Raw genomic sequence first — 23,202 nt, 5'->3', positions numbered from 1 at the left:
GGCAATGAAGATGGAGAACCCCCCCATCGTCTCAACAGCAGATGGGAAGGTCACTAGCATCTTTGTGGATGTGGGTGATGCGGTCCAGAACGGGGATGTCCTGCTGGTGATCGAATGACGTATTTCGAGAGAGTGCTTGTTGCAAACCGCGGAGAGATTGCAATCCGCGTGATGCGTGCCTGCCGTGAGATGGGGATTGAGACGGTTGCCATCTACTCAGAACCGGACAAACATTCCCTCCATGTCAAGTATGCTGACGAATCGTTTCTCGTCGGAGAGGCACATCCGTCAAAGAGTTACCTTAATCAGGATCGCATCGTCGATATCGCAAAGAAGAGCGGTGCCGAGGCAATTCATCCCGGATACGGTTCCTTGCGGAAAACAGTGGCTTTGCCCGCCGGTGTGAAGAGGAAGACCTGACGTTTATCGGCCCGTCCTGGCGCTCCATCGAGGCGATGGGGTCAAAACTGGGCTCCAAGCATATGATGGAGGAGGCAGGAGTCCCGGTGCTGCCCTATACCCCCCCGGACGGGATCACCACCCTTGACGATGCAAAGAAAATTTCTGCCAATATTGGCTACCCGGTTATTGTCAAGGCATCAGCGGGTGGGGGGTGGTATCGGCATGCAGATTGTGGAGAACGAGGCAGGCCTCGAGGAAGCAATCGAGAAGGGTATGCGTATCGCGGCGTCCGCATTCGGGGGATCCCACGGTCTTTATCGAGAAATATCTGGTCAAGCCGCGCCACATCGAGTTTCAGGTGCTCGCAGACCAGTCCGGCAATCAGGTTCACCTCTTTGACCGTGAATGTTCCATCCAGCGGCGCCACCAGAAACTGGTCGAGGAGGCACCCTGCCCCCCCATCATGACCGATGAGCTCCGTGAACGGATGGCAGAGTCGGCCCTGAAGGTGACGAAAGCCACCGGCTACTATAATGCAGGCACGGTGGAGTTCCTCTACGCAGACGGGGGGGACTATTACTTCATGGAGATGAACACCCGTCTGCAGGTCGAACACACGGTCACCGAGATGGTGACCGGCATTGACCTGGTACGCCAGCAGCTTGCCATCGCTGCAGGGGAAGATATTCCGTTTGAACAGGATGATGTGAAACTGAACGGTCATGCGATCGAGTGCCGGATCAACGCGGAGGACCCGCTGAATAACTTCCAGGCGGACCCCCCCGGCAAGATTGTGCGCTACCGTTCTCCGGGAGGGCCGGGCATCCGGGTGGATTCCGGTATTCATATGGGTTACTCGATTCCGCCGATGTATGACTCGATGATATCAAAACTCTGTGGATGGGGGGGAGTACGAGAACAGAATCCATCGAGCGCATGCGAAGGGCGATATTTGAGTATGTCATTCTTGGGGTACAGACCACTCTGCCGCTTCATCACGCCATCATGAATAACCGCCACTTTATCGCAGGGGACACACACACCCATTTCCTGCAGGAAGAGCATATGAAGGAGAATCTCAGCCGCTACCTCCGGGAGGAAGAGACTCGTATGCAGACCCTGGCAGACTCCTTGCGCCACGGCAAGGAAGCGGCGGCAATATCCGCCGCAGTCAGTGTGTATATCTCACAGACCCAGAACAAAGCAGAGTAATTCTGTCTTAATCACTATTTTTTTGCACTATTCAGATACTCAATCACCATACGGAGGCCGGGCCATGCCTTTCAAACGGGAAGGAAACCAAATTATCCATCATGGATATTGGCTGAAACCAGGTGACAGAACATGAATGTACCCAGAGTGACGACACAAAAGAAGTGCAAATATCTTTTCGGATAATGAATGTCCCCCCCAAGACGTCAAATCAATATCAGAAGATTTAATACGCCACGCGACGTCCTTATTGTGCACATTGTGTGCGTAATCACATGCTGTCGTGGCCTAGTTGGTTAGGGCGCCAGACTCATAGGGTTTGAGCAATTTCGGAGCGCTTTATCTGAGACATCTGGAGGTCGTGGGTTCGGATCCCATCGACAGCATACATTTTTACGGATCGTTTGTCTTTACATTTCTAATTGAGAGGAGACTTTCAATCCATTTATCACGGGTCAGTGCACAACATTCCTGAATGCACCGTGAATCAGAAACACCCACTCCTGAGAATTTTGAGGCAGTGCTTGCCTACCGGGGGCTTTTAGACGGAGCAGCAATCCTGGAGGGCCATGAGGATGAGGTTCAGGAAACCGGGACCTGCCCGCCGGTGAACGAATTTGTCCGGATGCTCTATGACAATAACTGGCTCATTAACACGCGCTGGCAGGGTTGGACGGATGAGGTGACCGGGTATTTTGAAAAGCCGGCCCGCCTCTGTGCGGCAGAGACCGAGACCATCCGCCGTATTCTCACAGTCCATGTGCGCATCGACCGGCTGATGCCCGGAGAGATTGCGGGTATTATTAAAAAAGGGTATATGCTCTCGGTTGTGAACCGAATTGCTGAGATATACGAGGTCTGAAGGGTTTTTTAGTCACCGGTAAATTGGAATTAGGCCCCCCCCTGCATACAAGACAGTCATTTTTCCAACAATTGCACTTTTCTGCACCCAACTATTTCCAGGTATATGATTCTGACAGGCCATTATCATCCAGGAGGCAGACATCCTTAACGGGCAACAGAAAAAGAAAAAGAGGATCAGACAACCTTACCCGCGTACACCCCCCCTGACCCAACAAAATACTCATCCATCACCGGCAGCACATAACAGAACTTAAGCTCCTCATCCCCCCCCGGTATCAGGATTCTCACAAACCACATACACATACCCGCCACCCCCCCCGCTGTGCAGCGTCAATCTCCAGTCTCACTGCCTCTACTCCATAGGCGTCGGTAAAGTTCAGACGATCCGTCCCCCCCGCCATCTCCGGCTGGAACGGGAGGGAGAGACAGGTGCCGTTCATATCGTAGGCGAATATGTAGTCTGCACCGGTTCCAAATTTCTCATTCATCGCTGCAAAGAGTTCACCATCGTTCGCATATCCCGATGAATTGAGGGCAAAGGTCTGTGCCTCTTTCACCCGTGCAACGAGGGAATCAATCGCTGTCTGATTCAGCACGACATCCATCTCCGGAATATAGATGCCGGAACCCACATACCAGGTATCGTCAACCGGTCGGATGGCGACCAACTTGAGTTCATTCCGGTAGTTCTCCGAGGGATTCGGGAAGGTAAAGTAGAGGTATCCGCCGCCACGGGCCGCAATATCCCTGCAACCCGGATGAATCTCAAGGCCGTTTGCATCCTTCAAAGCCGTCCGGTCTTCACCGACAACGCCCGGCTGGTAGGGATGGGCAAGCGTCGTGCCGTTCATATCGTAGGCAAAGATGTAGCATTCCCCGTCAATGAAGTCCCCCCCTTCCGGGTCGTTAAAGGTTGCAAGGACCACGGATTTTTCGTTCTGCTGCGCAAAGGCTGCTGCATCCCCGACAAAGGCAGTCATGGAGGAAATATCCGCATCCAGCACCTCGTCAGATCGCGGAGTGGGCACAGGTGTCGGGGGGGATGAACTGGTGCTGATGTCGCGAATGACTGCCACTCTCCATTCGGTTTCTCCGAATGGAACCGTTGACCAGTAAAGTTCACGTTGAACTTCCCCCTTCCAGTCCATATCCCAGAAGGTATATTCTCCCCGGCCGGATTGATCTGCAACGATCGTCTCTGCCAGTTTCGGGATCTCTGTTGACTGGTAGATGGGTCAGTGAGTGCATTCTTTCCGACTTCCTCTTCATTGGTCTCATAGAGTATCATGCCGTCTGTCTGCATCACCATGAACTCATACCCGGTTTCTTCCGTGAGGGGGGGACGGAAATACTGGCGCAAAAAACTTCCGGCCGAAGGTGAGGTCAGTGTATCCCAGATAGATGTCACCGGAAAATACCGGATAACTCATAGAGATACCGGGAAACCCTTCCTCAAGCATGAATATCCCGCTTAACACCGGTTTTTTCACCGCGTGTGCATACTGCACCTCAGGCTGGTAGCCAAGGTCGGTGCCAACAATGGTTTCGTAGTGCGCCGGTGCTGCCGCCGTGACGATGCCCTCAGGGTCAATCACCAGTGAAGAGATGAGATAGGGTGATGTCCCCCCCACAAGTTTCTCCTGCAGGAGTGTGTTTGCCGCATCGCCCGTGATACCAGTTTTTGATAATTTCTCTGCACTCTCTGCATTGCACTCCTGCAACTGAGAGAGGCCGACAGAGACTTCCGCTGTTGCATTTTCCAGAAGTGCTGTCATCTTTGCGTCTTCCGGCATGCCTGCAGGTTCATCAGAAGTGGTGCAGCCTGCCGATAGTAAACAGAGGCAGAGTCCCACAAGAACAATAATACCGATTCGGTTAACCATTACCGGAAAAGTAGTGCATCAGGTATTATTAAATGGTAAGAATTGACGGTCTTTGTCCGGGCCGAAAAAAGGCAACCGGCACTGACCAAAAAAATTTATTGAGGAGTGCTGCGGATTTCTTCGAGCACTTCGGCAACAATCTCAATGCCTGCCAGAATATCCTCTTTGTCCGCATTGGAGAAATTAATCCTCGCTGTCGAGTCACCGCCGCCATCTGCATAGAACGGCGTGCCCGGCAGGATGGCCACCTTGCGTTTCAGGGCGGCTTCAAAGAGTGCACCTGAGGAGACACCTTCCGGAAGCGTCAGCCAGATAAACATCCCGCCGGTCGGCCGGGTGAAGTGCACATCGTCCGGGAAGCACTTCTCCATCTGTGAGACCATCCACTCGGCACGTTTCCGGTACTCTTCGTTTATAACTGCGATATGGGCGTCAATGTCATTCGTTTCCAGATATTTTGACAGGATACGCTGGCACAGGTAGTTTGAGTGCAGGTCAGATGCCTGCTTTGCGATGAGGGTCTTTTCCATCACCTCTTTGGGGGGGGCACAGACCCATCCCATCCGCATGCCGGGCGAGAAGATCTTGGAAAACGATCCCGTCAGAATACCTTCGCCTTCCATATACGCACTGACCGGTTTTCTTGTGACGCCGTCAAACTGAAGCTCCCCATATGCATCGTCCTCCACAAACGGCATGTCGTTTTCACAGAGGATGGCCGCGAGATCACGTCGCCGGTTCTCCGAGTAGGTGATACCGGAGGGGGGTTCTGCGAGTTCGGAATGCCGTACATGAACTTGGCGGATGACGTCTCAAGGACATTCGTGAGGCACGCCAGGTCAGGCCCTTCCTCATTCAGGGGAACCGAAAGGAATTCCGGCTGAAACATAGAGAACGACTGGATGGCACCCAGATATCCGGGGGGGTCTTCAACAATGACCGAATCGCCGGTATCAAGGTAGACCTTGCCGATGAGGTCCAGACACTGCTGGGAGCCGTTTGTGATCAGAATTTGATCCGCGCTTACGGAGAGTCCGTAGCGGGTGCGGTAGCGTTCTGCAATCCATTCCCGCAGGGGGGGAGGGTGTCCTTCGGTGGTCGAGTACTGGAGTGCGGTCTTGCCGTCCTCTTTCAGTAGTGCTGCTGCAGCTTTCTGTATTCCCTCATCGTCGATGAGATTGGGATTGGGAAGGCCGCCTGCAAAGGAGATGATCTCCGGATCTGCGGTGACCTTCAGTATCTCACGGATAAAGGATTTCTGTGTGGAACAGATCCTCTCTGAGTACCGGTGATTCATTAGAATAGTATGTACCGGTGAGAAAGAAAACCGTGTTCATTTTGATAAAATAAATGGATTGCCCGCAATCGCGGTTTCCCACATATCCGACACCTCCAGCACCTCCATGGAGGGAACCACTGACCCCCCCGTATCAGAAAAGAGAGATTGAAGCCATCCGGGGGGGTACAATCTCTGGTTCATACAAGGTGAAGAAGAGATGACAGGATCTGCAAAGATAACATATACGAATGAAGGTCTGCTTGTGACCTTTGAAAACGGCCGCGTCTACGATGTCCACCCGAGTAGGGACGGGGGGGGCGTTTCCTGCACATTGCAAAACGGCCCCATAGAACTGAAGCCCTTTGCACAGACGGTGAAAGGTCTCATCGGCGAAGAGATTTTATCCGAGATTGAGCACTGTGCAGAACTCTTCAACCAGAAGTGCAGGTAAAAACGTATGCCCCCCCGTTAAAGGCAATATCCAAACGAGATCTATTTTCAGATTCCGTTCAGGTTGATGAGGTGGATGAGGGAGGAGAACCCGTCGATCTCCATCTGGAGCACCTCATCGCGGGTCATGCCCATGGAGGTCTCCGCATCGGCGGTGAGGGTGTCAGGCCCCCCCGGATGATCGTCCGTCTCACCCCCCCGTCTGCCGAGAGTATATCTGCCGCCTCCTTTTCATGGACGAATGAGCGGCCCGGTATGATGACGACCTTTTCCAGAGTGGAGAGGTCAATCTCTTTCAGGTCGTCACGGGTGATGAGACACGCAATCTCTTTTTTCGGGCTGGCCACCCAGGACTGGTTGCCACAGGCATCAAGCACTTCCTGCACATAGCGGGCAGCGATGGCGCCGGAGATGAGGCTTGCCCGTTTTTTTACCCGCGGGAGTTTTTCCAGAAGGTCGGGTTCGTTGAGGATGGCAAACGGTGACCCAAGGGTCGGATCCCAGAGGGGGGGAGTGCCATTGATGCGCAGATTGTAGCGTTCATTGATGTCGGTGACCATGTCACGGAACGCCGATACGGTCTGCACCCGCTGGCCTTTGACGACGGGGCCGTTTTTGAGAATCAGTCCCTGTTCCTCCCGGTTCGCAAACCGCATGAGGATGAGGCCTTTTGCACCCCCCCTGTCCTCCAGCCATTTACAGGTGCGTTCCAGTTCCTCGCCGTCATTGACACCGGGGGGGATGACGAGCGCTGCGGCATAGACATCAATTTTCTGGCAAAGTTTTCCCAGTACCGCAAGGGACGCCTCCGGTGTCTGGTCTCCCATCCATTCGCGGCGGAGTTCCGGGTTTACCGAGAAGATGGTGAATGAGACTTCAGAGAGGCCCTGTTCCACCATCCGGTCGGCAAGGGCAGGGTCATCAAACCCTTTCCCACTGGTGTATCCGATATGGATGGGCACCCCCCCCATGCTGCCTAGGAGATCCATCAGATCTTCGAATTCCGGGTAACAGGACGGGTCGCCGCCGCCGGATATTGTGATCCGGTCCAGGTTGCCGTCCATCAGCTGCAGGTTGCCGAGTACATCATTTGCCACATCCCGGAGATCCATGAACCCGGTGTAGCGTTCGCGGACAAAATTGGTGCAATAATCACACCCAACAGCGAACGGCAGGCAGTATTTACAGCCAGGGGTTCGGGTTCCTCTTCTTCGCGAACCCCCCCTTGAAGTAACAGTATTTACAGAAGCCCCCCCGGCAGTCCAGACCGGGTCTGCCTCCGATATCTACAGTCAGATGTGCCATAATTATGTAGTATTCTGATTCTGACGGCATAAAGGGATTTGGAATGGGTAAGGAGAGGGGGGGCACCGGATGGAATTCTGCGATATCATATCGCCACATTCTTTACCCCCTGAGAGCCGATTGAAATGGGCGCCTCAGTGGCTTAGTGGAATAGCGGTTGATTTGTAATCAGCAGGTCGAAGGTTCGACTCCTTCCTGAGGCTTCGGTTCTTTTTGGATTCTTTTTATCTCAGACTCATACGGGTAACCAGATCATATCGCCATCTTTTTTACCCCCTGAGCACAAATAGGGTAGAGCGCCTCAGTGGCTTAGTGGTATAGCGGCTGATTTGTAATCAGCAGGTCGGGGGTTCAACTCCCTCCTGAGGCTTGGTTTTATCCAGGGTGCAATGCCTTTTTTTCTGAATTATTCTGTTACAGTTCGTTTTACTATCCACACATATACCAAACCATTCAAAGAAGTTCCTGTCCGGGAAGACAATATGGCAGTAGTCCGTGGGAGTCTTGCCCCCAACAGGAGATTCAGGTTTCTCAGCTTCCCGCCTTCGGAAAATTCGGACTTTTCCTGAGTCATGATCCAGTCAAAGATATCACACCCAGCTACGTTGATCACCCGCCAGCTTTAGCAGGCCACCAGGTTCCTGAAAGAAAGAGAGATATTTATATTTCACTTTTTCACCTCATTTTCACCAAAAAACCGGAAAAAGTGAAAACAAAAAAAAGGCAGAAATGACTATCATTCCTGAAAAGGTAGTTAATATAATAATATATGTACAGATAGTATAGGCTGTTTTCACACATTCCTGGCAACATACAGCAATCCCCCCCATCTCCCTCTCTGTGTGTCTACACATGTCTATGTGATCCAGGTAAAAGTGAAAACAATGTATTAATTTCACGAATTATTGCTGGATTGCAGATTTGGGCGATATTTATGATTTTTTCTGGGTGAAAATTGGGTGAAAATGAGAACAATCGGAAAAAACGGAAACATACACTCGGAACGTGATGGCCGTGCTCCCACGGTTGGGCACAACAAGAGTACGGGACACTCCCCCCCTCATTTCATACCTCTCCCCCCCTGTCTCTTCCTCTCATTCATTTCTTCTCCACTATTTCTTCCCTGACAACCTATTCCCAACCATCTGTTTCTGCAGGGTAAAGAAGAGTTGGCCAGTTGTAGACCTCAGTACTCATCCTGCGGCTTGGACATCACCACGTCCTCAACCTCCGGCACCAGCAGCCAGAGGGCCTTTACCACCTTATTCCGGATCACCGGATCATCGGTGTCAAGCATCGGGTCGAGCCGGGCAATCACGCCATCGCCGATAAGCGCCTCCTCATCACCGGTCGCAGCAATCGCGATGATGACATCAAGGGCCGCACCGCTGATATGCGGATTGGGGGGGTCATCAAGGAGGTCGGCAATCACCTCAATGCCCCCCCCTGCCGGATGAGTTCGTTTGCCCGCCAGTCCTCGTCCTCTGTGCTCACCGCAAGGGCCTCCACTGCAGCTTCCCTCACGCCCTCTTCCGGATGGACGAGGCGACTGAGAAGATCCTCTGTCAACTCTCTTCTTATCTGCAGGTCTTCCATACCGTTTTTCCCCCCTGTCCGTCCCCTTCGGAAACTATCCCGGTGACGGATGATGATACTCCACAGTCATCCATTAAAAGAGTTCGTGCAAATCCCTCACCATACCAAACCCACATCACAACAGACTGCACCTGAGCATCTGGCAGTCACCCCACAAAACATATACCCGCTCAACAGTATAGACACTGCCGCAGGCGACACCGTTTGCCGGGAGACGGACAAATGATCAGTAAGAAAGACCGGAATGCATGGCTGCTGACGATTCTTGCCATCATTGTGTTGTTCGTAGTCGGCGATCTGGTCGCCCATGCATCCTTCGCATCACCGGCTGACGAGTATGCCTTTACTTCCCATGGCTATGCCCACACCGTCTCCCTCGTTCTGGATGATATCATGCCAATTCTCATACTCTCCGGTTTCATTATCGCAGGAATTGTATTTGTTTTGATAAAGGACACTTCATAAATTCAGAACGATTTGCCGACAAACAACTGCCCAAAAAGAAGCAGAGATATTTTCTCATACCAAATTTCAAATACAGGAGACACGCCCTATGAAAAAAACAGCGATTACCGCAATGACTCTCGTGCTTGCGCTCTGCATCCTCTTCGCATGCGGCTGCACAGCACCTCCCACCACACCGGAAACCGCCGGAGAACCGACAGAAACCGCCATCCAGCCAATCAACTACGAGGACACACCCGTACAGTACAGTGATGTAAACGGTGTCACCCTTGCATACCGGGAATTTGGCACAGAAAACACCGAACCGCTTCTCATGATCATCGGTTTCGGTGGGACAATGGAATCATGGAATATCACATTTATAGGCATTCTTGCAGAGAACTACCATGTCTATGTCTATGACCACCGGGATATGGGACAGAGCACTGAGACTGACGCACCACTGACCATACCCATACTGGCGGATGACGCTGCAGGACTCATCACCGCACTCGGGCATGACAGCATGAATATCTACGGTATGTCCATGGGAACAGCAGTCTCGCAACAACTCCTAATCTCCCATCCAAAAACGGCACAAAAGGTCATCCTCTCATCTGCCTCATACACTGTCAATATTCCTGAAATGGAAAAACTTCATACCCAATTGATAGAAAGTGTAGAAGATCTGGAGACCTCTGAAGGAGTCAGAAAGGAAGCGGTTGCAATCCTTGAATGGGATGGTGTCTATGACAGTCTCCCAGGCATCACCAACGATGTCATGCTCATCACCGGCACCGCGGATGACATCACCCCACAGACAGTCGCAGTCGATATCGCAGACCAGATTGACGGGTCCTGGCTTGTCCGGTATAAGGGTATCCCCCCCCATGCAGGTTCATGCTATGCACCGGTGGAATACGGAACCATTGTGACGACGTTCCTGGAGATGGATGAATCTCCCGCCTAACTTTTTTTACGCCTTTTTCCACCCTCTTTGACCCCCCCATACAGGGGAATTCAGGGATAAACCGAGCGTATTTTCCCATAAATCATTACTGCCGGAAAATACGGATGAATGGCCACATATTTGCTAAAAAAACGGCGGATTGCAGACTATTAAGGGGGGGTCGTCACTCCCGGATATTCCGGGAGGGTGTATATGGACTGTCTCAACCGAGATCCGCCCACACCGCGCCGCTGTGTGGATGCATTTTTCCGGGGGAAATATTCGGAGAAGGCATAATATAAGCATAATTTGGCTGCATATGGCAGAAAATCCGCCCCCCCACGATGCCCGCAGGAACTGTCCGATCAGACCTTTGTCCACAGATACGACACCCCCAAAATCAACAGAGGATTGGTTTAAATAAACCCGGATTAAATACAAAAATGTGGATGGAAAAAACAAAACGATACTGGAGGTGGTATTCATATGCGCAGTGATCCTCTTTTTCATCGCGTTTGCCGCCACCACCGGCCTGTCGCGGACAACGCTGAAGGATTACCGGGAAGATACCCAGGATCATGAGAAACACCTCACCTTCTCACACAAGGGCGAGGACATAGTGACCCTCTCTGTCCGTGCAACACCGGGGGGGGCATATTCGGATAACAGCACCATACCTCTGATGGTTGAACTGGCCCATCCGGAACATACGAAAATTGACAGCCTGAAAATAAGTATTCACCCGCCAGGAACCAACTCGGCATTCTCGTATGGCGATATTTACCTGAAGACACCGGAATGGAATCCTGATCCCCCCCCGCTATCCTTCCATACCAATACTGAATCCGGGAAAAGTGTTAGTGTTCTGGACATTCCCAATATGGGTGTGCAGGGAAAAGGAACGGTCAGATTTGATTTCCTGATGCGCCCATTCCAGAAGAACACTCATCAGGATGTCATCCACGTATCCATCTATGCAAAACTGTCAGGAACCCGTGACTTCTGGAATAAATATGTCGTATTCCGCGGTATCGGAATTCTGCTCCCCTCATCATGAGGAAGAGAGGAAACCTAATTCCACACGCCCGGCTGATAGCCGTTTTTGGCAGCGTCCCGGCAGCGCTGTCCGATTCTGTCCGTATCCATGGTAAGTACCTCCAGACCGGGTACAATTACCCGGACCACCGGCACCCCGATCTCCTCGCGGGTGAGGTCTGCCACAATACAGCGGCCAAGCCCTGCCTTTTTCAGTTCATCCAGAACATATTCGATATCGGTAAGGAAATCATCGCTCCGGAAGGCCCCCCCGATATTCCCGTAGACAGACTCAGTATCCTTTGCAAACCACCGTTTGTTCATCCGCTTGGTGCGGTCATACCCCCCCATCACCCGCCGCATGTCGGCCCCCCCCGTCGGCTTTGTCCCGTCCACAAAGAGTTGTGTCGCACGGCTCTGTGCGACCTCGGTCAGGGCACGTAGCACCGCAATCTCCGGGCAGACATGGGTTCCCGCTCCCGTACACAGCAGCGCAGGGTCCTTCAGCTTCACATCATCACATATGGCCACAATCGTCGGCAGGCGAATATCACTGGTGATATCACGGACAATCACCTCAACGCCCTCTTTTTGGAACGATTCTATGACCTGAAGGCAGCGCTCGTCGGTGATATCCCCGACAACCGGCCCGGCATTACGCGTGACCTCCGCAAGCGACCAGGCATCACGCTCAATGAGTTCGGCGAGTGCATGAAAAACTGCCTCCTCTAGTGTATTGCCAGACGCAATGCCATTGGTATGCGTCCGGATAAAATTCCCGTATGACGCATCAAGGGGGGGATGGAACACCTCATGAGCAGGTACAAGGATAGCTTCGTCCCGGATGATGTCATGTGCCACACCCAGGAGATCGCAGCATTTGGATCCGTATATCCCGGCAGGATCATCTCTTCCGGGGGAAAGCAGGAGATATTCACCGGAGAGTTCACTATAGGACCCCCCCACAATCATTTCCCTGTCATCCGCTTCTGCTGAATACCGTTCAATCGTTTCCATCATGGCAGAGACCCGTGCAGCAACGGGAGTCGCTCCTTTGCCGTTGTGCACGAATTCTTTTCCGTTTATTCCCCCCCGGCGTGTACAGGTAAAGACCGGAATGCCCAGCCGGTCGACATCAGTGATGTCCTCCACCTGGGTTACCCCCCCCGTCAGAGACACCAGTGAGTCAATACGCTTCAGCGTATCCTCCGGTGAAACGGTCCGGTGCGTCTCCACAGAATACCCTTTGACACAGGATGACAATTTCATGAGTAGAAATTATTTGACAGGGCCGGATATACACTTTTCTTTCAGCATGGCAACCATCCTGACCATCGGATGTGACCATACCTTTTTATTTTCCGGAGGACTTTCATCGATCAATTGGGATGAAACCATGACAGAAGAAAAATCCGATAAAAAAATTCACCTTCCCGTCACCGGAATGGTATGTGACGGCTGTGTCACATCTGTTAAAGATGCACTGGAATCCGTTGCAGGGGGGGTGAAAAAGGCCGACGTCAGTCTTGAAAAGAAAGAAGCAGAGGTCACCTATGACCCGGCACAGGCAACAAAGGAGAAACTAAAAAAGGCAGTGAAAAACGCCGGATACGACGTTCGTGACTGAAGAAACAAACATTACGATTGCATCGGGGGGGGATGGTATGAGCAAAAACAAACCAGATACCGGAGGGGGGGCCACTACCGTCATCCGGGTGACCGGCATGCACTGTGCGACCTGTGTTGCCACGGTTGAAAAGGCACTCCGTGCCGTGGACGGGGGGGTCTATGAAGTCTCCGTCAGCCTTGCCACCGAGAAGGCAGTTGTAGGGTATGACCCGGAGAAGTGCACCGTTCAGGAGCTGGATGCGGCAGTCACCAGTGCCGGCTATGGTATCCTCCGGGAGACCCTGCAAATTCGTCTCGGAGGTATTCACTGCGCCACCTGTGTTGCCACGGTCGAAAAAGCACTCATGGCACTTGACGGAGTTTTCTCTGCAGAAGTAAATCTCACGACCAACCGGGCGGTTGTCGGCTATGACCCGGACACAATCGACGTCTCCCGGATGAAGACCGTCATTATTGATGCCGGGTATGAGTATCTCGGATTTGTCGGGGACGAGGAGGGAAATCAGGAAGAGATACAGCGCACCCGTGCACTACGAAATCTCCGCAACCGGACACTCATCGGATTTGCCGTATCAGCGTTCCTGATGGCCATTATGTTCTCCGGCATTATGCTGCCCATTCCGATGACGTATTTCATGTTTATTGTCTCCACACCCTTCTTCATCTATCTTGCATACCCCATATTCCGGGCGGCATGGGGGGGGCACTCAGAAATTACTCACTTACGATGGATGTGATGTACGCGATGGGTATCGGTGTCGCCTATGGGGGGGCAAGCGTCCTTGGCACATTTGGCATTGTCCTCACGAGCGATTTCCTCTTTTATGAGACCGCCGTCATGCTCGCGGCCTTCCTCACCCTGGGCAGGTACCTGGAGGCACGGGCAAAAGGGCGGACAAACGATGCCATCAAAAAACTCGTAGAACTCCAGGCAAAGACGGCCATTGTCCTCAAAGGAACAGAAGAAGTTGTGGTTCCGGTCGAAGAACTCATGATTGGCGATGTGATCCTTGTCAGGCCGGGCGGGAAGATTCCCGTTGACGGGGGGGAAATTCTGTCCGGGGGGGAATCCTACATCGATGAATCGATGATCAGCGGGGGGGAGCCGGTGCCAGTCTACAAAGAACGCAATGCAATCGTTACCGGAGGCACGATTAACACCACCGGTGCCATCACCTTTAGCGCCACCCGTGTCGGAAAAGAGACCTATCTCGCCCAGATAATCCGGCTGGTGGAGACGGTGCAGGCCACGAAACCCTCCGTCCAGAAATACGCAGACACTGCGGTCACCTGGTTTATCCCGACCGTCCTCACCATCGCCATCGGGGCAGCCCTTGTCTGGTACTTCGCACTGAACGCAACCGGCCTCTTTTCTCTTACGGTGCTCATCTCCATTCTCGTCATTGCCTGTCCCTGTGCCCTTGGTCTCGCCACACCTACTGCCATCACGGTCGGTGTTGGAAGGGGGGGTGCTGAACTGGGCATTCTCATCAAAAACAGTGAAGTGCTCGAACTGTCACAAAAGATTTCCACGGTCATATTTGACAAGACTGGCACCCTGACACGGGGCATACCGGTGGTAACAGAGACAGTATTATTCGGGTTGGGGGGGGAACAGGAATTTCTGGAAATTGCATCCGGTGTTGAAGCACGCTCAGAACATCCGCTCGCCGCATCCGTTGTCTCGTATGCTGAAGAAAAAGAAATCGTACCCGTGAAATGCACCGAATTCCAGGCAGTGAGTGGCAAAGGAGTGAAAGCAGAGGCAGGGGGGGGAGTACCTGTTCTGATCGGCAACATGAAATTTCTTTCCCAACAGGGAATCGGGCTGATTCCTCCGGTAATTAATGCGTTTGAAGTAATCCAGATTCGCGGGGGGGAAACCGCTGTCGGGGGGGTCGCGGCCGGGGGGGGAGCGATTGCCGGCATCATCGGCATATCGGACAGTGTCAGGGAGACATCTGCGGCGGCTACAGAAGAACTTCACCGGATGGACCTTCGTGTCGGCATGGTAACCGGAGACAATGAACGTACTGCAACAGCGGTGGCAGAACAGCTGGGGATCGACTTTAAGAACGCAGAAGTGCTGCCCGATGAGAAATCGGGGATCATTCAGGCGATGCAGGGCGACGGAAAATGTATCGCATTTGTGGGTGACGGCATCAATGACGCACCCGCGCTTGCCGCTTCAGACATCGGCATTGCCATCGGAAGTGGCACGGATATCGCCATTGAAAGTGGCGATATCGTCCTCGTCCAGAGCAGTCCCCCCTTGATGTGGCAGCAGCCATACAGCTGGGGCGCAAGGTGATGGGCAGAATCAAACTGAACCTTTTTTGGGCATTTGCCTACAATACTGCCTTAATTCCCGTTGCTGCAGGCATCCTCTATCCCCCCCTGTATGGCATCACCTTCCGTCCCGAGTTTGCAGGGCTTGCCATGGCACTCAGTTCAGTCACTGTCATCTCGCTCTCTCTTCTTCTCAAGCGATATACCCCCCCCTGCAACGTTACTGAAAGCAGATCCGAACAATATTTCATAAATTCCCAAATATCCCCCCAATCTAATCATTTATAGAGAAATTACGTGCAAATCATCCCTGAATCTGAAATCATAATATAGAAATAATCCTGCCGGACAACTACCCATTATCGCAGAGGTGTGATACTATGGTTGAGAAATTTTTAGAAGGGAACCGTGCGTTTATTGAAAACGATTTCCAGAAAGACAATGAACACTATCAGAAACTGGCAACCAGCCAGAGTCCGGAATCCCTCTGGATTGCATGTTCTGATTCACGGGTAAACCCGGAACGCATTGTCTCTGCAAAGATGGGTGAGATCTTTGTGCACCGCAACATCGGCAATATTGTCGCAAAGAACGATCCAAACCTCGGATGTGTCCTTGAATATGCAGTGGGCCACCTGAAGGTGAAATATATCATCATATGTGGTCACTCCGACTGCGGTGCCATGAAAGCCCTTGATGCTGACATGTCAGATGAGGAATATATTTCGACATGGCTAAAACATTCACAGGAAGTAAAAGAGACAGTCGAAGGAGAATATGGTACTCCCGCAGAATGTGCCGACCTTGCCGCACGGAAAAAGGAGATTGAACTGGAGAACATCAGGGTTCAGCTGGAAAACCTCAGATCATATTCCCCCGGTAAAGGGTGCAGAAGAAGAGGGCAGAATAGAACTCCATGGTTTATTCTATGATCTTGACACCGGGAAACTGGAGAAGATTGCCTGATATCTGCATATTGTCTCCGGAAATGTAAAAAAACAGAATGGATCATTTTTTTATTTTTCAGTTACCGTCAGATTCTGAACCGTAATTTTAAATTAACCTTGAATTATTTGCTGTTTTTCATTCGTGCGTGGGCATCTTCCTCCAATTACAGGAAAACATATGGGAAATCCGCGTGATGTCTTCCATTAGTAAAACTACCCTGATTTATTTGACTAACAATCAATATATTTACATTTACTCTGCCCATAGACGTTAAAGAGGGATTGCCAAACAACTCCCTGTTTCAGTGAAAAATTATCGAAAGCTATTAATATACTCATACAGACGTTAAATCACCTATAAATTATAGGTAGTTGTGTGTTATTTGGTAATTTAATCCAAATGAGGTGAAAGAAAAATGGTATTCCATCCCCCCCCAGCAACAATCATCTCCAAGGTTGGAGATGCAGGCAAGGGCAAATGTGCTTCCGGCCTGGAATATGCTCCTGCGTGGTTTCATGGCAGGCGCATACATCGCAATGGGCGCAGCACTCGCAACCGTCTGTGTAACAGGCACTGCAGCGTTCCTCGGAGCAGGTGTCGCAAAATTAGTTCTCGGATCTGTGTTCCCTGTAGGACTGATTATCATCGTGCTTACCGGTGCAGAACTCTTCACTGGTGACGCAATGTTTGCCCCCATGGCAGCGTTTAAACACAAAGTCAGTTGGGCAGCAGTCATGAATTTATGGGTATGGGTATACGTCGGTAACCTGATTGGTTCACTCGTATTCGCATATCTGATGTCCGTTGGACACTGGTCTCAATCACCGGAAGCACTGCAACTGCAACCGCATTCGGTCTTACTGCAGTAAAAATTGCAGCAGGAAAGGTAGGCTACGCTGGTGGACTTGGACTCTGGTCTGCATTCTGTAAAGCTATCTGCTGTAACTGGCTTGTTAACCTTGCAATTCTGCTTGGTATCTGTGCAGATGATGCAATCGGTAAGATTGTCGGTATCTGGTTCCCGATCATGGCGTTCGTTGCCTCCGGATTCGAGCACTGTGTCGCAAACATGTACTTCATCCCTGCAGGCCTGCTGACAAAGGCAGCACTTACCGCTGAACAGGTAGATGTCGTCGGTGCTGCAAAATTAGCAAACCTGACCTGGGTCACCATGTGGACAAACAACATCATCGTCGTCACCCTCGGCAACATTGTCGGTGGTCTGATCTTTGTTGCTCTTATCTACTGGGTCTCATTCAAGAAAGACATTCAGGCATAATTCTGAACAATGAAAATTAAAGGAACAACGGTAAGGGTTTCAATCATTCAGATTGGACTCGTAATAGCCCTTACCCTTATTTTACTCGCATATGTCTTCCTTTCAGAAGATTATCGCACACTTCTCTGGGCAGTTCCGGTTCTGGTAATGCTTCTTGTCATTCCAACTGCATTGAACTACATGAGCCAGTCTCAGTATGACGACCTGATTCCCTATTACGAAGCGGAAGCAGTGTCGGTCAGGATGGCGGCCATCCGCCGAATGACATTGGTAAGATTGTCAGGGTTGAAGGGGGGGTTGTTGAACGTGTACTCTTTAAGTCACTGAACCGTCCGCAGTATCATATCGCTGACAAAAGTGGTTTAATGTCTGTGAAGATGTTCACGACACCAAAAGAGGACATCAAGAAAGATGACGTTGTTGAAGTCCTTGGCCAGGTCATCAAACGATATGTTGTCGTCGGTGATCCGGTGATAAATGCCGTTCTCATCCGCAAGAAGGACAAAAAATAAATCCAAACCCAACTAAAGCTAAGACAATTTTTCACATTTTATAAACCAGAGACAAAACGAATGTCTGGTAAAGCGTAAACCCACTCTTCTTAATACCGAAACGACATATTTCTTCTAAGGAAAAACCATATCGGAGATCACTATGACAGACAAGACTTCATCGTTACCAGAACTGCCCAAACATGCCTGGGTATCCGTTCCCATCATTGCCTTTGCAGGAATTGCCATCGGCATACTCTCACAGGTAAATTCTGTCGGGATAGGGGGGGGATGTATAATCAGTTCTTTCATCCTCTGTGGCATTGCTACCTGAAACCCAAAAAAGATCTGGTGTCTCTGCTGGTGCCACTCTTCGCAATTATTATCTTCAACCCATGGGGGGGTGAATTTTCTACAGGAATAATCATGCAGACGCTCTTTGCGGCCACAATCACCGTTATTGCCATCCGTCTTGAAAAAAAATACAGTCAGAAAGTGAATTACACCTAAGCTAAAGACAGAGATATTTCATACATATTTTTGACAACATCTTTTCAACAAATTACATCACCTATTTTGTGTCGATACGGGGGGGATACAAAACCCCAGATCATGTGGGATATGCGCTCCTGTATGACGAGATTGGAAAAAGTAAATATCCATTAATTAACATGCTAAAAAATTAATTAACAATAAATGACCGACCATTTTCATAACAAAGGGCACAGATCTTAAATTCCACCAATAATCCCTAGATTTTTGATTACATTTATATGCTGTGAGTATAAAAATGAACGTGTTCGAGGTAATGATAATGGACATGAAATACGTTCAGACAACCTGCCCATACTGTGGGACAGGATGTTCATTCAACCTCGTGGTCAAAGACGGCAAGGTCGTTGATACCGCCCCCCCGTATCACCGCTCTCCCGTCAATGAAGGTAAGGTCTGCCCAAAAGGCACTTACGCCCACGAGTTTGTGAACAGAGAGGACCGCCTCACCACGCCGCTCATTAAAAAGGACGGCAAATTTGTGGAGGCAACCTGGGAAGAGGCAAACGCCCTCATCGCAGAGAAATTTAAGAGCTACACCCCCCCTGACGAGTGCGCAGTACTCTCATCAGCGCGTACTTCTAACGAAGACAACTACGCTCTGATGAAATTTGCCCGTGGTGCACTGAAAACACGCCACATTGATCACTGCGCACGTCTCTGCCACGCTTCAACCGTTGCAGGTCTTGCAGCATCATTCGGCTCCGGTGCAATGACCAACTCCATTGGAGACATTGCAGAGTCAAAGTGTGTCTTTATCATCGGGTCCAACACCTTTGAGCAGCACCCACTCATTGGCCGCAGGGTAATGCAGGCAAAGATGAACGGTGCAAAACTCATCTACGCTGACCCCCCGTTTAACCTGTACCGGAAAGCAGGCTGACCTCTTCATGCAGTTCAAATCAGGCAGCGATGTCGCAATCCTGAACTGTATCATGGGAGAGATCATCCGGAACGGCTGGGAAGACAAGGCATGGGTAGAAAACCGTGCGAAAGGCTATGAAGAGCTCAAAGCAACTGTTCTACAAGATGCCTATCTGCCGGAGAATGTCGAGAAACTCTCAGGAATTCCTGCAGAACAGCTCAGAACCGCAGCAGAATGGATCGGAACCGCTGAATCCAGTGCACTGCTCTACTCAATGGGTATCACCCAGCACACCGTTGGTGTCGACAACGTAAAGTCCACTGCAAATCTCCAGATGCTCACCGGTAACATCGGCAGGCGTGGAGGCGGTGTGAACGCACTTCGTGGACAGAACAATGTGCAGGGTGCCTGCGATATGGGAGCACTCCCTGTTGTGTTCACCGCATATCAGAAGGTCATTGACCCCGCTGCACACAAGAAATTCGAAGATGCCTGGGCATTCCCCCGATGGTATCGCTGCAGCTCAGAACGGATACGAAGTCACAACAATGATGGATGTCTTAACCGACAAACCAGGTGAACTCAAGGCAATGTACATTATGGGAGAGAACCCATTCCTGTCTGACCCCCCCGACATTCACCACGTTGAGCATGCATTCGAGAACCTTGATTTCGTCGTTGTTCAGGATATTTTCCTGACAGAGACCGCAGAGCACGCTGACGTGGTACTTCCCGCTACCTGCTACGCAGAGAAGGACGGCACCCAGACCTCCACCGAACGCCGTGTTCAGATGTGGAGAAAGGCACAGGAGCCACCCGGACAGGCAAAACTCGACTGGAAGATCATTGCAGACGTTGCAGCAGCAATGGGCTATGCAGACCAGTTTGCATGGGAAACATCAGAAGATGTATTCAACGAGATGGCATCACTGACACCTTCCTATGGAGGAATGACCTACGAGCGTCTCAACAAACCTGAGGCACTTCACTGGCCATGTCCCACAAAAGAACACCCCCCCGGTACGCCTGTTCTCCACATCGAAAAGTGCTCCCACCCTGACGGTATGGGTGTCATGCACGCAATCGAGTGGAAACCTCCCGCAGAAGTACCTGACGATGAATATCCATTCGTGTTTACCACCGGCCGCTGTCTCTGGCACTGGCACACAGGTTCGATGACACGCCGTTCAGACACCCTTGCAAAGGAAGTCCCGACCGGATGGATCGAGATCAATACCGAAGATGCAGAAGCACTTGGTATTAAGGACCAGGAGATGGTCAAAGCAATCACCCGCCGTGGTGAGATTGAAGTGCCTGCAAAGGTAACCTCTGAAATCATGAAGGGCGTCATGTTCATGCCGTTCCACTTTGCAGAGTGTGCAGCAAATATGCTGACCAACAACGTGCTTGACCCAATCGCCAAGATTCCGGAGTTCAAGGCCTGTGCAATTAAGATTGAAAAGATCCAGGAGGCCTGAAAATGGTAGCTAAAGGCGATATGATATATGCATCCGCAAATGATGCAGGCATTCTTGAGAAAGGTGAGTGTGGCGGTGCAGTCACAGCACTTCTCAAGTACGCTCTTGAAAGCGGCATGGTCGATGCAGTCCTTACCGTGAAGAAGGGATACGACATCTACGATGCAACCCCCCCTGTCCTCATCAAAGACCCCCCCGCTGAGCTCGCAGACTGTGCAGGATCACTCCACTGTGGTACAGTTCTTCTTCCAAAACTCATCAAGAAATATCTTGACGGAGCAAAGAACGAGAAGCTTGCAGTCACCCTTAAGGGATGCGACGCAAAGGCAATGTACGAGCTTGCAAAGAGGAAACAGATCAACCTTGACAATGTTGTGATGATCGGTCTCAACTGTGGTGGATCGGTGTCTCCGATTACTGCACGGAAAATGATTGCAGACAAGTTCGAGATGGACCCAGACTCAATCGTCAAGGAAGAGATCGACAAAGGCCAGTTCATTGTTCTTGATGAGAACGGTGAGCACAAGGGCATCTCCATTGATGAACTCGAGGAAGCAGGATACGGACGCCGTACAAACTGTCAGCGCTGTAAAACAAAGGTTCCCGCCAGTGCGATATCGCATGCGGTAACTGGGGGGGAGTCATTGGACCCAAAGCAGGCAATGCAACTTTCGTTGAAGTATGTAGCGACAAAGGAGCAGCACTTATCGAGGGCGCAGCAAAGGCTGGAGCCATCGAAACTGCAGCACCAATCCCCCCAAGGGCATTGAGATTCGCGGCAAGATCGAGAATGCAATGTTCAAACTCGCTGACAAGTACCGTGCAGCCCAGTTCGGCGCACTTGGTGAGAGCGAAGATCGCCTGAAGTTCATCATGGATGAGACTTCACGCTGTATCAAGTGTTACCAGTGCATTGAGAACTGTCCAATCTGCTACTGTGTCGAGTGTTCTACCCGGAAACCCCATCTGGTTACCCCGGGACAGGTGCCACCGCCCTTCATGTTCCACCTCATCAGGTTCAGTCACATATCTGACTCCTGTGTAAACTGTGGACAGTGCGAAGAACTCTGTGCAATGGATATTCCGAATGCACTCTTCATGCACTCCCTGCAGGTCGAGATGGAGAAGATGTTCGGATTTGCACCGGGTGTGAATATGGATCTTCCGATCCTTGCACTTGTTGAAGAACCTGCTGAGCGCAAGCGTCTTTCAGACACCGGCGACGATCAGATCTACAACATATTCTAATCTTTTTTTTAACCTGAAAGTTATCTTTCATCAACGTTTTGCGGATACGTACTTCATCGCCGGGGGGGTGATTCATCGTCTCTTTCGGGAAAGTATGGCATATGCGAGAGAGAGAACCATCAGGCGACGTCTGTAGTGCCATGCTGCCAAAGACACTGCAACAGTGGCCAAACGATTTGAAGGAGTGCCCGGTGTGAGAACGGCATCCAGGGTATTCATGGTATGGGAATAGTAGCGGCGGCCTGCACCATCATATGAAACGGAGTCTTGCTTCTGCATCACAATCCCTGTGCGTATCAATGCAATCGGCATACTAAATAATTTGCATTGTGGATATGTGACAACAGGAGATCAGGAGAATCAGATGATGAAAGATATGAACAGAACAACTGCTTTACCAAAGAAAGAATTTCAATAACCGCGGGAATATTTTCATGGTAGTGGCAGTCTGTGAGAGAGACAGGTATACACAAAAACAGAGAGAAGGTTAAGCAGGCAATTTTTCCAGAAGTAAATCACAGACAAAGAAACGAGCGCTTTCGCTCACCCGTAGATCTGTTCTTTTCAAAAACACCTGCAGCAAATACAATCACTCACGCTCTTTTGTATATCATATACAGAACAGAATGGTTCTTTATTGCAGGCAAAGTATCCCGGACAAGAGCTCTCGCTCTTTTGTATAACAGTTACAGAACAGATTTTTCTCTTTTCAGAGCATTTGCAGCGAAGTATGGTTCCCGAGCGCTCTCGCAACTCAGTACAGCATACTACGTGAACGGGCTTAACTTCCGGGTTCGGTATGGGTCCGGGTGTTGCCCCGCTGCTATGGCCGCAAATACATGAAGCGGTATATTGTTTGGTGTGCACACAGGATTTCGTCTGAGTTTTAACGGACGTTTTCAGTATTAGCTGATTTGGGCGTTAGTACTCGTGGACTGAACACGTCGTTACCTTCGTGCGTACATCCCGAGCCTATCAAACGGATCTTCTATCCGTGCCCTCAA

General features: G+C 50.8%; 19 protein-coding genes, 3 tRNA genes, 2 rRNA genes and 10 pseudogenes. 23 read left to right on the top strand and 11 right to left on the bottom strand.

The annotated features are described in order from the left end of the window. Window positions 1-10 precede the first annotated feature (10 nt). From JCM10550_RS24495 to JCM10550_RS05860, 8 genes and pseudogenes are all read left to right on the top strand, one after another. Window positions 11-118, top strand: a complete 108-nt coding sequence (locus tag JCM10550_RS24495) for a biotin/lipoyl-binding protein (protein WP_281175281.1) — start codon at window positions 11-13, stop codon at window positions 116-118. Beyond that, on the top strand, window positions 115-420 hold the full coding sequence (locus JCM10550_RS22225; RefSeq protein WP_245618793.1) for a biotin carboxylase N-terminal domain-containing protein: 306 nt from the start codon (window positions 115-117) through the stop codon (window positions 418-420). The genes JCM10550_RS24495 and JCM10550_RS22225 overlap by 4 nt, the downstream gene beginning before the upstream one ends. Window positions 421-485: 65 nt before the next feature. Continuing rightward, window positions 486-869 carry a hypothetical protein gene (locus JCM10550_RS24490; protein WP_281175296.1) on the top strand — a complete coding sequence of 128 codons (384 nt, stop codon included), beginning with the start codon at window positions 486-488 and terminating at the stop codon, window positions 867-869. Continuing rightward, a pseudogene (locus tag JCM10550_RS22220) lies at window positions 758-1,264 on the top strand (acetyl-CoA carboxylase biotin carboxylase subunit); the annotation flags it as partial. The gene JCM10550_RS24490 and the pseudogene JCM10550_RS22220, both read left to right, overlap by 112 nt. A 74-nt stretch (window positions 1,265-1,338) precedes the next feature. Further along, window positions 1,339-1,398, top strand: a pseudogene (locus tag JCM10550_RS22215) (hypothetical protein); the annotation flags it as partial. A 69-nt stretch (window positions 1,399-1,467) separates the two neighbouring features. Further along, a complete protein-coding gene (locus JCM10550_RS22210; RefSeq protein ID WP_245618816.1) occupies window positions 1,468-1,614 on the top strand; it encodes a hypothetical protein in 147 nt (48 codons plus the stop codon). A 277-nt stretch (window positions 1,615-1,891) separates the two neighbouring features. After that, window positions 1,892-2,000 (top strand) — tRNA-Met (locus JCM10550_RS05865). An 89-nt stretch (window positions 2,001-2,089) separates the two neighbouring features. Next, window positions 2,090-2,476: a DUF6508 domain-containing protein gene (locus JCM10550_RS05860; RefSeq protein WP_062397685.1), complete on the top strand. Its 387-nt coding sequence runs from the start codon at window positions 2,090-2,092 to the stop codon at window positions 2,474-2,476. Between the two features lie 176 nt (window positions 2,477-2,652). On the opposite strand, the gene JCM10550_RS24485 is transcribed toward JCM10550_RS05860, so the two are convergent. The 4 genes and pseudogenes from JCM10550_RS24485 to JCM10550_RS05845 form a co-directional block, all read right to left on the bottom strand. Beyond that, window positions 2,653-2,775, bottom strand: coding sequence for a hypothetical protein (locus tag JCM10550_RS24485; protein WP_281175280.1), 123 nt, complete (start codon window positions 2,773-2,775; stop codon window positions 2,653-2,655). Beyond that, window positions 2,763-3,554, bottom strand: a complete 792-nt coding sequence (locus JCM10550_RS05855) for a cache domain-containing protein (protein ID WP_218185142.1) — start codon at window positions 3,552-3,554, stop codon at window positions 2,763-2,765. The genes JCM10550_RS24485 and JCM10550_RS05855 overlap by 13 nt, the downstream gene beginning before the upstream one ends. Window positions 3,555-3,791: 237 nt before the next feature. Continuing rightward, window positions 3,792-4,361, bottom strand: a complete 570-nt coding sequence (locus JCM10550_RS05850) for a hypothetical protein (RefSeq protein ID WP_062397683.1) — start codon at window positions 4,359-4,361, stop codon at window positions 3,792-3,794. A 95-nt stretch (window positions 4,362-4,456) separates the two neighbouring features. Then, window positions 4,457-5,658, bottom strand: a pseudogene (locus JCM10550_RS05845) (PLP-dependent aminotransferase family protein). 199 nt (window positions 5,659-5,857) lie between these two features. Here JCM10550_RS05845 and JCM10550_RS05840 point away from each other — a divergent pair. Further along, window positions 5,858-6,091 carry a hypothetical protein gene (locus JCM10550_RS05840; RefSeq protein WP_062397682.1) on the top strand — a complete coding sequence of 78 codons (234 nt, stop codon included), beginning with the start codon at window positions 5,858-5,860 and terminating at the stop codon, window positions 6,089-6,091. A 47-nt stretch (window positions 6,092-6,138) separates the two neighbouring features. On the opposite strand, the pseudogene mmp10 reads toward JCM10550_RS05840, so the two are convergent. Next, a pseudogene (mmp10, locus tag JCM10550_RS05835) lies at window positions 6,139-7,395 on the bottom strand (methyl coenzyme M reductase-arginine methyltransferase Mmp10). Window positions 7,396-7,526: 131 nt separating this feature from the next. Between mmp10 and JCM10550_RS05830 the strand changes: the two are divergent. Together JCM10550_RS05830 and JCM10550_RS05825 are read left to right on the top strand one after the other, a co-directional pair. Continuing rightward, window positions 7,527-7,598: transfer RNA gene (locus JCM10550_RS05830), tRNA-Thr, on the top strand. A gap of 95 nt (window positions 7,599-7,693) precedes the next feature. After that, window positions 7,694-7,765, top strand: a tRNA-Thr gene (locus tag JCM10550_RS05825). An 816-nt stretch (window positions 7,766-8,581) separates the two neighbouring features. Here the strand turns inward: JCM10550_RS05825 and JCM10550_RS05820 are convergent. Together JCM10550_RS05820 and JCM10550_RS18310 are read right to left on the bottom strand one after the other, a co-directional pair. Then, window positions 8,582-8,827 (bottom strand): hypothetical protein, encoded by a 246-nt coding sequence (locus JCM10550_RS05820; protein WP_062397680.1) that lies wholly within the window; start codon window positions 8,825-8,827, stop codon window positions 8,582-8,584. Further along, window positions 8,824-8,991 (bottom strand): hypothetical protein, encoded by a 168-nt coding sequence (locus JCM10550_RS18310; protein ID WP_157199975.1) that lies wholly within the window; start codon window positions 8,989-8,991, stop codon window positions 8,824-8,826. The genes JCM10550_RS05820 and JCM10550_RS18310 overlap by 4 nt, the downstream gene beginning before the upstream one ends. 222 nt (window positions 8,992-9,213) lie before the next feature. Here JCM10550_RS18310 and JCM10550_RS05815 point away from each other — a divergent pair, with 222 nt between their 5' ends. The 3 genes from JCM10550_RS05815 (at window position 9,214) to JCM10550_RS05805 (ending at window position 11,441) form a co-directional block, all read left to right on the top strand. After that, the gene (locus tag JCM10550_RS05815; protein WP_062397678.1) at window positions 9,214-9,456 is read left to right on the top strand and encodes a hypothetical protein; all 243 of its coding nucleotides are present in this window, start codon (window positions 9,214-9,216) and stop codon (window positions 9,454-9,456) included. A gap of 88 nt (window positions 9,457-9,544) precedes the next feature. Continuing rightward, the gene (locus JCM10550_RS05810) at window positions 9,545-10,405 is read left to right on the top strand and encodes an alpha/beta fold hydrolase (protein ID WP_062397677.1); all 861 of its coding nucleotides are present in this window, start codon (window positions 9,545-9,547) and stop codon (window positions 10,403-10,405) included. A 424-nt stretch (window positions 10,406-10,829) separates the two neighbouring features. After that, complete coding sequence (locus tag JCM10550_RS05805; RefSeq protein ID WP_062397675.1) at window positions 10,830-11,441, top strand: hypothetical protein; 612 nt, start codon at window positions 10,830-10,832, stop codon at window positions 11,439-11,441. Between the two features lie 14 nt (window positions 11,442-11,455). On the opposite strand, the gene JCM10550_RS05800 is transcribed toward JCM10550_RS05805, so the two are convergent. Then, window positions 11,456-12,655, bottom strand: a complete 1,200-nt coding sequence (locus JCM10550_RS05800; protein WP_245618792.1) for a YcaO-related McrA-glycine thioamidation protein — start codon at window positions 12,653-12,655, stop codon at window positions 11,456-11,458. A 160-nt stretch (window positions 12,656-12,815) separates the two neighbouring features. Between JCM10550_RS05800 and JCM10550_RS19560 the strand changes: the two genes are divergently transcribed. From JCM10550_RS19560 to JCM10550_RS05765, 9 genes and pseudogenes are all read left to right on the top strand, one after another. Next, window positions 12,816-13,046: a heavy-metal-associated domain-containing protein gene (locus tag JCM10550_RS19560; protein ID WP_172673784.1), complete on the top strand. Its 231-nt coding sequence runs from the start codon at window positions 12,816-12,818 to the stop codon at window positions 13,044-13,046. A 37-nt stretch (window positions 13,047-13,083) separates the two neighbouring features. Further along, window positions 13,084-15,625, top strand: a pseudogene (locus tag JCM10550_RS05790) (heavy metal translocating P-type ATPase). A 92-nt stretch (window positions 15,626-15,717) separates the two neighbouring features. After that, window positions 15,718-16,303 (top strand): annotated as a pseudogene (locus JCM10550_RS05785) (carbonic anhydrase). A gap of 397 nt (window positions 16,304-16,700) precedes the next feature. Then, window positions 16,701-17,564: pseudogene (locus tag JCM10550_RS05780) on the top strand (formate/nitrite transporter family protein). A gap of 9 nt (window positions 17,565-17,573) precedes the next feature. After that, window positions 17,574-18,076 (top strand): annotated as a pseudogene (locus tag JCM10550_RS05775) (nucleotide-binding protein). A gap of 142 nt (window positions 18,077-18,218) precedes the next feature. Then, complete coding sequence (locus tag JCM10550_RS22205; protein ID WP_245618791.1) at window positions 18,219-18,389, top strand: hypothetical protein; 171 nt, start codon at window positions 18,219-18,221, stop codon at window positions 18,387-18,389. Window positions 18,390-18,406: 17 nt separating this feature from the next. Next, entirely contained in the window at window positions 18,407-18,565 is a 159-nt protein-coding gene (locus tag JCM10550_RS22200; RefSeq protein ID WP_245618790.1) for a hypothetical protein, read from the top strand. Window positions 18,566-18,869: 304 nt separating this feature from the next. Next, window positions 18,870-20,950 (top strand): annotated as a pseudogene (gene fdhF, locus JCM10550_RS05770) (formate dehydrogenase subunit alpha). Between the two features lie 2 nt (window positions 20,951-20,952). After that, window positions 20,953-22,198: pseudogene (locus tag JCM10550_RS05765) on the top strand (Coenzyme F420 hydrogenase/dehydrogenase, beta subunit C-terminal domain). 72 nt (window positions 22,199-22,270) lie between these two features. Here JCM10550_RS05765 and JCM10550_RS18305 read toward each other — a convergent pair. The 3 genes from JCM10550_RS18305 to JCM10550_RS20495 all read right to left on the bottom strand — a co-directional run. Then, entirely contained in the window at window positions 22,271-22,477 is a 207-nt protein-coding gene (locus JCM10550_RS18305; protein WP_157199974.1) for a hypothetical protein, read from the bottom strand. A gap of 436 nt (window positions 22,478-22,913) precedes the next feature. Then, window positions 22,914-23,035: ribosomal RNA gene (gene rrf / locus JCM10550_RS05760) — 5S ribosomal RNA — on the bottom strand. A 65-nt stretch (window positions 23,036-23,100) separates the two neighbouring features. Further along, window positions 23,101-23,202: ribosomal RNA gene (locus JCM10550_RS20495) — 23S ribosomal RNA — on the bottom strand; the annotation flags it as partial.

Origin of the sequence: Methanogenium cariaci JCM 10550, from assembly GCF_001315945.1 — an archaeon.
In the GTDB taxonomy this organism is placed as follows: domain Archaea; phylum Halobacteriota; class Methanomicrobia; order Methanomicrobiales; family Methanomicrobiaceae; genus Methanogenium; species Methanogenium cariaci.
The sequence above is the reverse complement of the archived record's forward strand: the minus strand, read 5'-3'. Positions and strand labels throughout refer to the sequence as shown.

Excerpts from the sequence above, each read along its gene's own strand:
- JCM10550_RS24495 (WP_281175281.1), top strand. The coding sequence starts at position 11 with ATGGAGAACCCCCCCATCGTCTCAACAGCAGATGGGAAGGTCACTAGC.
- JCM10550_RS22225 (WP_245618793.1), top strand. The coding sequence starts at position 115 with ATGACGTATTTCGAGAGAGTGCTTGTTGCAAACCGCGGAGAGATTGCA.
- JCM10550_RS24490 (WP_281175296.1), top strand. The coding sequence starts at position 486 with ATGGAGGAGGCAGGAGTCCCGGTGCTGCCCTATACCCCCCCGGACGGG.
- JCM10550_RS22210 (WP_245618816.1), top strand. The coding sequence starts at position 1,468 with ATGAAGGAGAATCTCAGCCGCTACCTCCGGGAGGAAGAGACTCGTATG.
- JCM10550_RS05860 (WP_062397685.1), top strand. The coding sequence starts at position 2,090 with ATGCACCGTGAATCAGAAACACCCACTCCTGAGAATTTTGAGGCAGTG.
- JCM10550_RS24485 (WP_281175280.1), bottom strand. The coding sequence starts at position 2,775 with ATGTGGTTTGTGAGAATCCTGATACCGGGGGGGGATGAGGAGCTTAAG.
- JCM10550_RS05850 (WP_062397683.1), bottom strand. The coding sequence starts at position 4,361 with ATGGTTAACCGAATCGGTATTATTGTTCTTGTGGGACTCTGCCTCTGT.
- JCM10550_RS05840 (WP_062397682.1), top strand. The coding sequence starts at position 5,858 with ATGACAGGATCTGCAAAGATAACATATACGAATGAAGGTCTGCTTGTG.
- JCM10550_RS18310 (WP_157199975.1), bottom strand. The coding sequence starts at position 8,991 with ATGGAAGACCTGCAGATAAGAAGAGAGTTGACAGAGGATCTTCTCAGT.
- JCM10550_RS05815 (WP_062397678.1), top strand. The coding sequence starts at position 9,214 with ATGATCAGTAAGAAAGACCGGAATGCATGGCTGCTGACGATTCTTGCC.
- JCM10550_RS05810 (WP_062397677.1), top strand. The coding sequence starts at position 9,545 with ATGAAAAAAACAGCGATTACCGCAATGACTCTCGTGCTTGCGCTCTGC.
- JCM10550_RS19560 (WP_172673784.1), top strand. The coding sequence starts at position 12,816 with ATGACAGAAGAAAAATCCGATAAAAAAATTCACCTTCCCGTCACCGGA.
- JCM10550_RS22205 (WP_245618791.1), top strand. The coding sequence starts at position 18,219 with ATGACAGACAAGACTTCATCGTTACCAGAACTGCCCAAACATGCCTGG.
- JCM10550_RS18305 (WP_157199974.1), bottom strand. The coding sequence starts at position 22,477 with ATGCAGAAGCAAGACTCCGTTTCATATGATGGTGCAGGCCGCCGCTAC.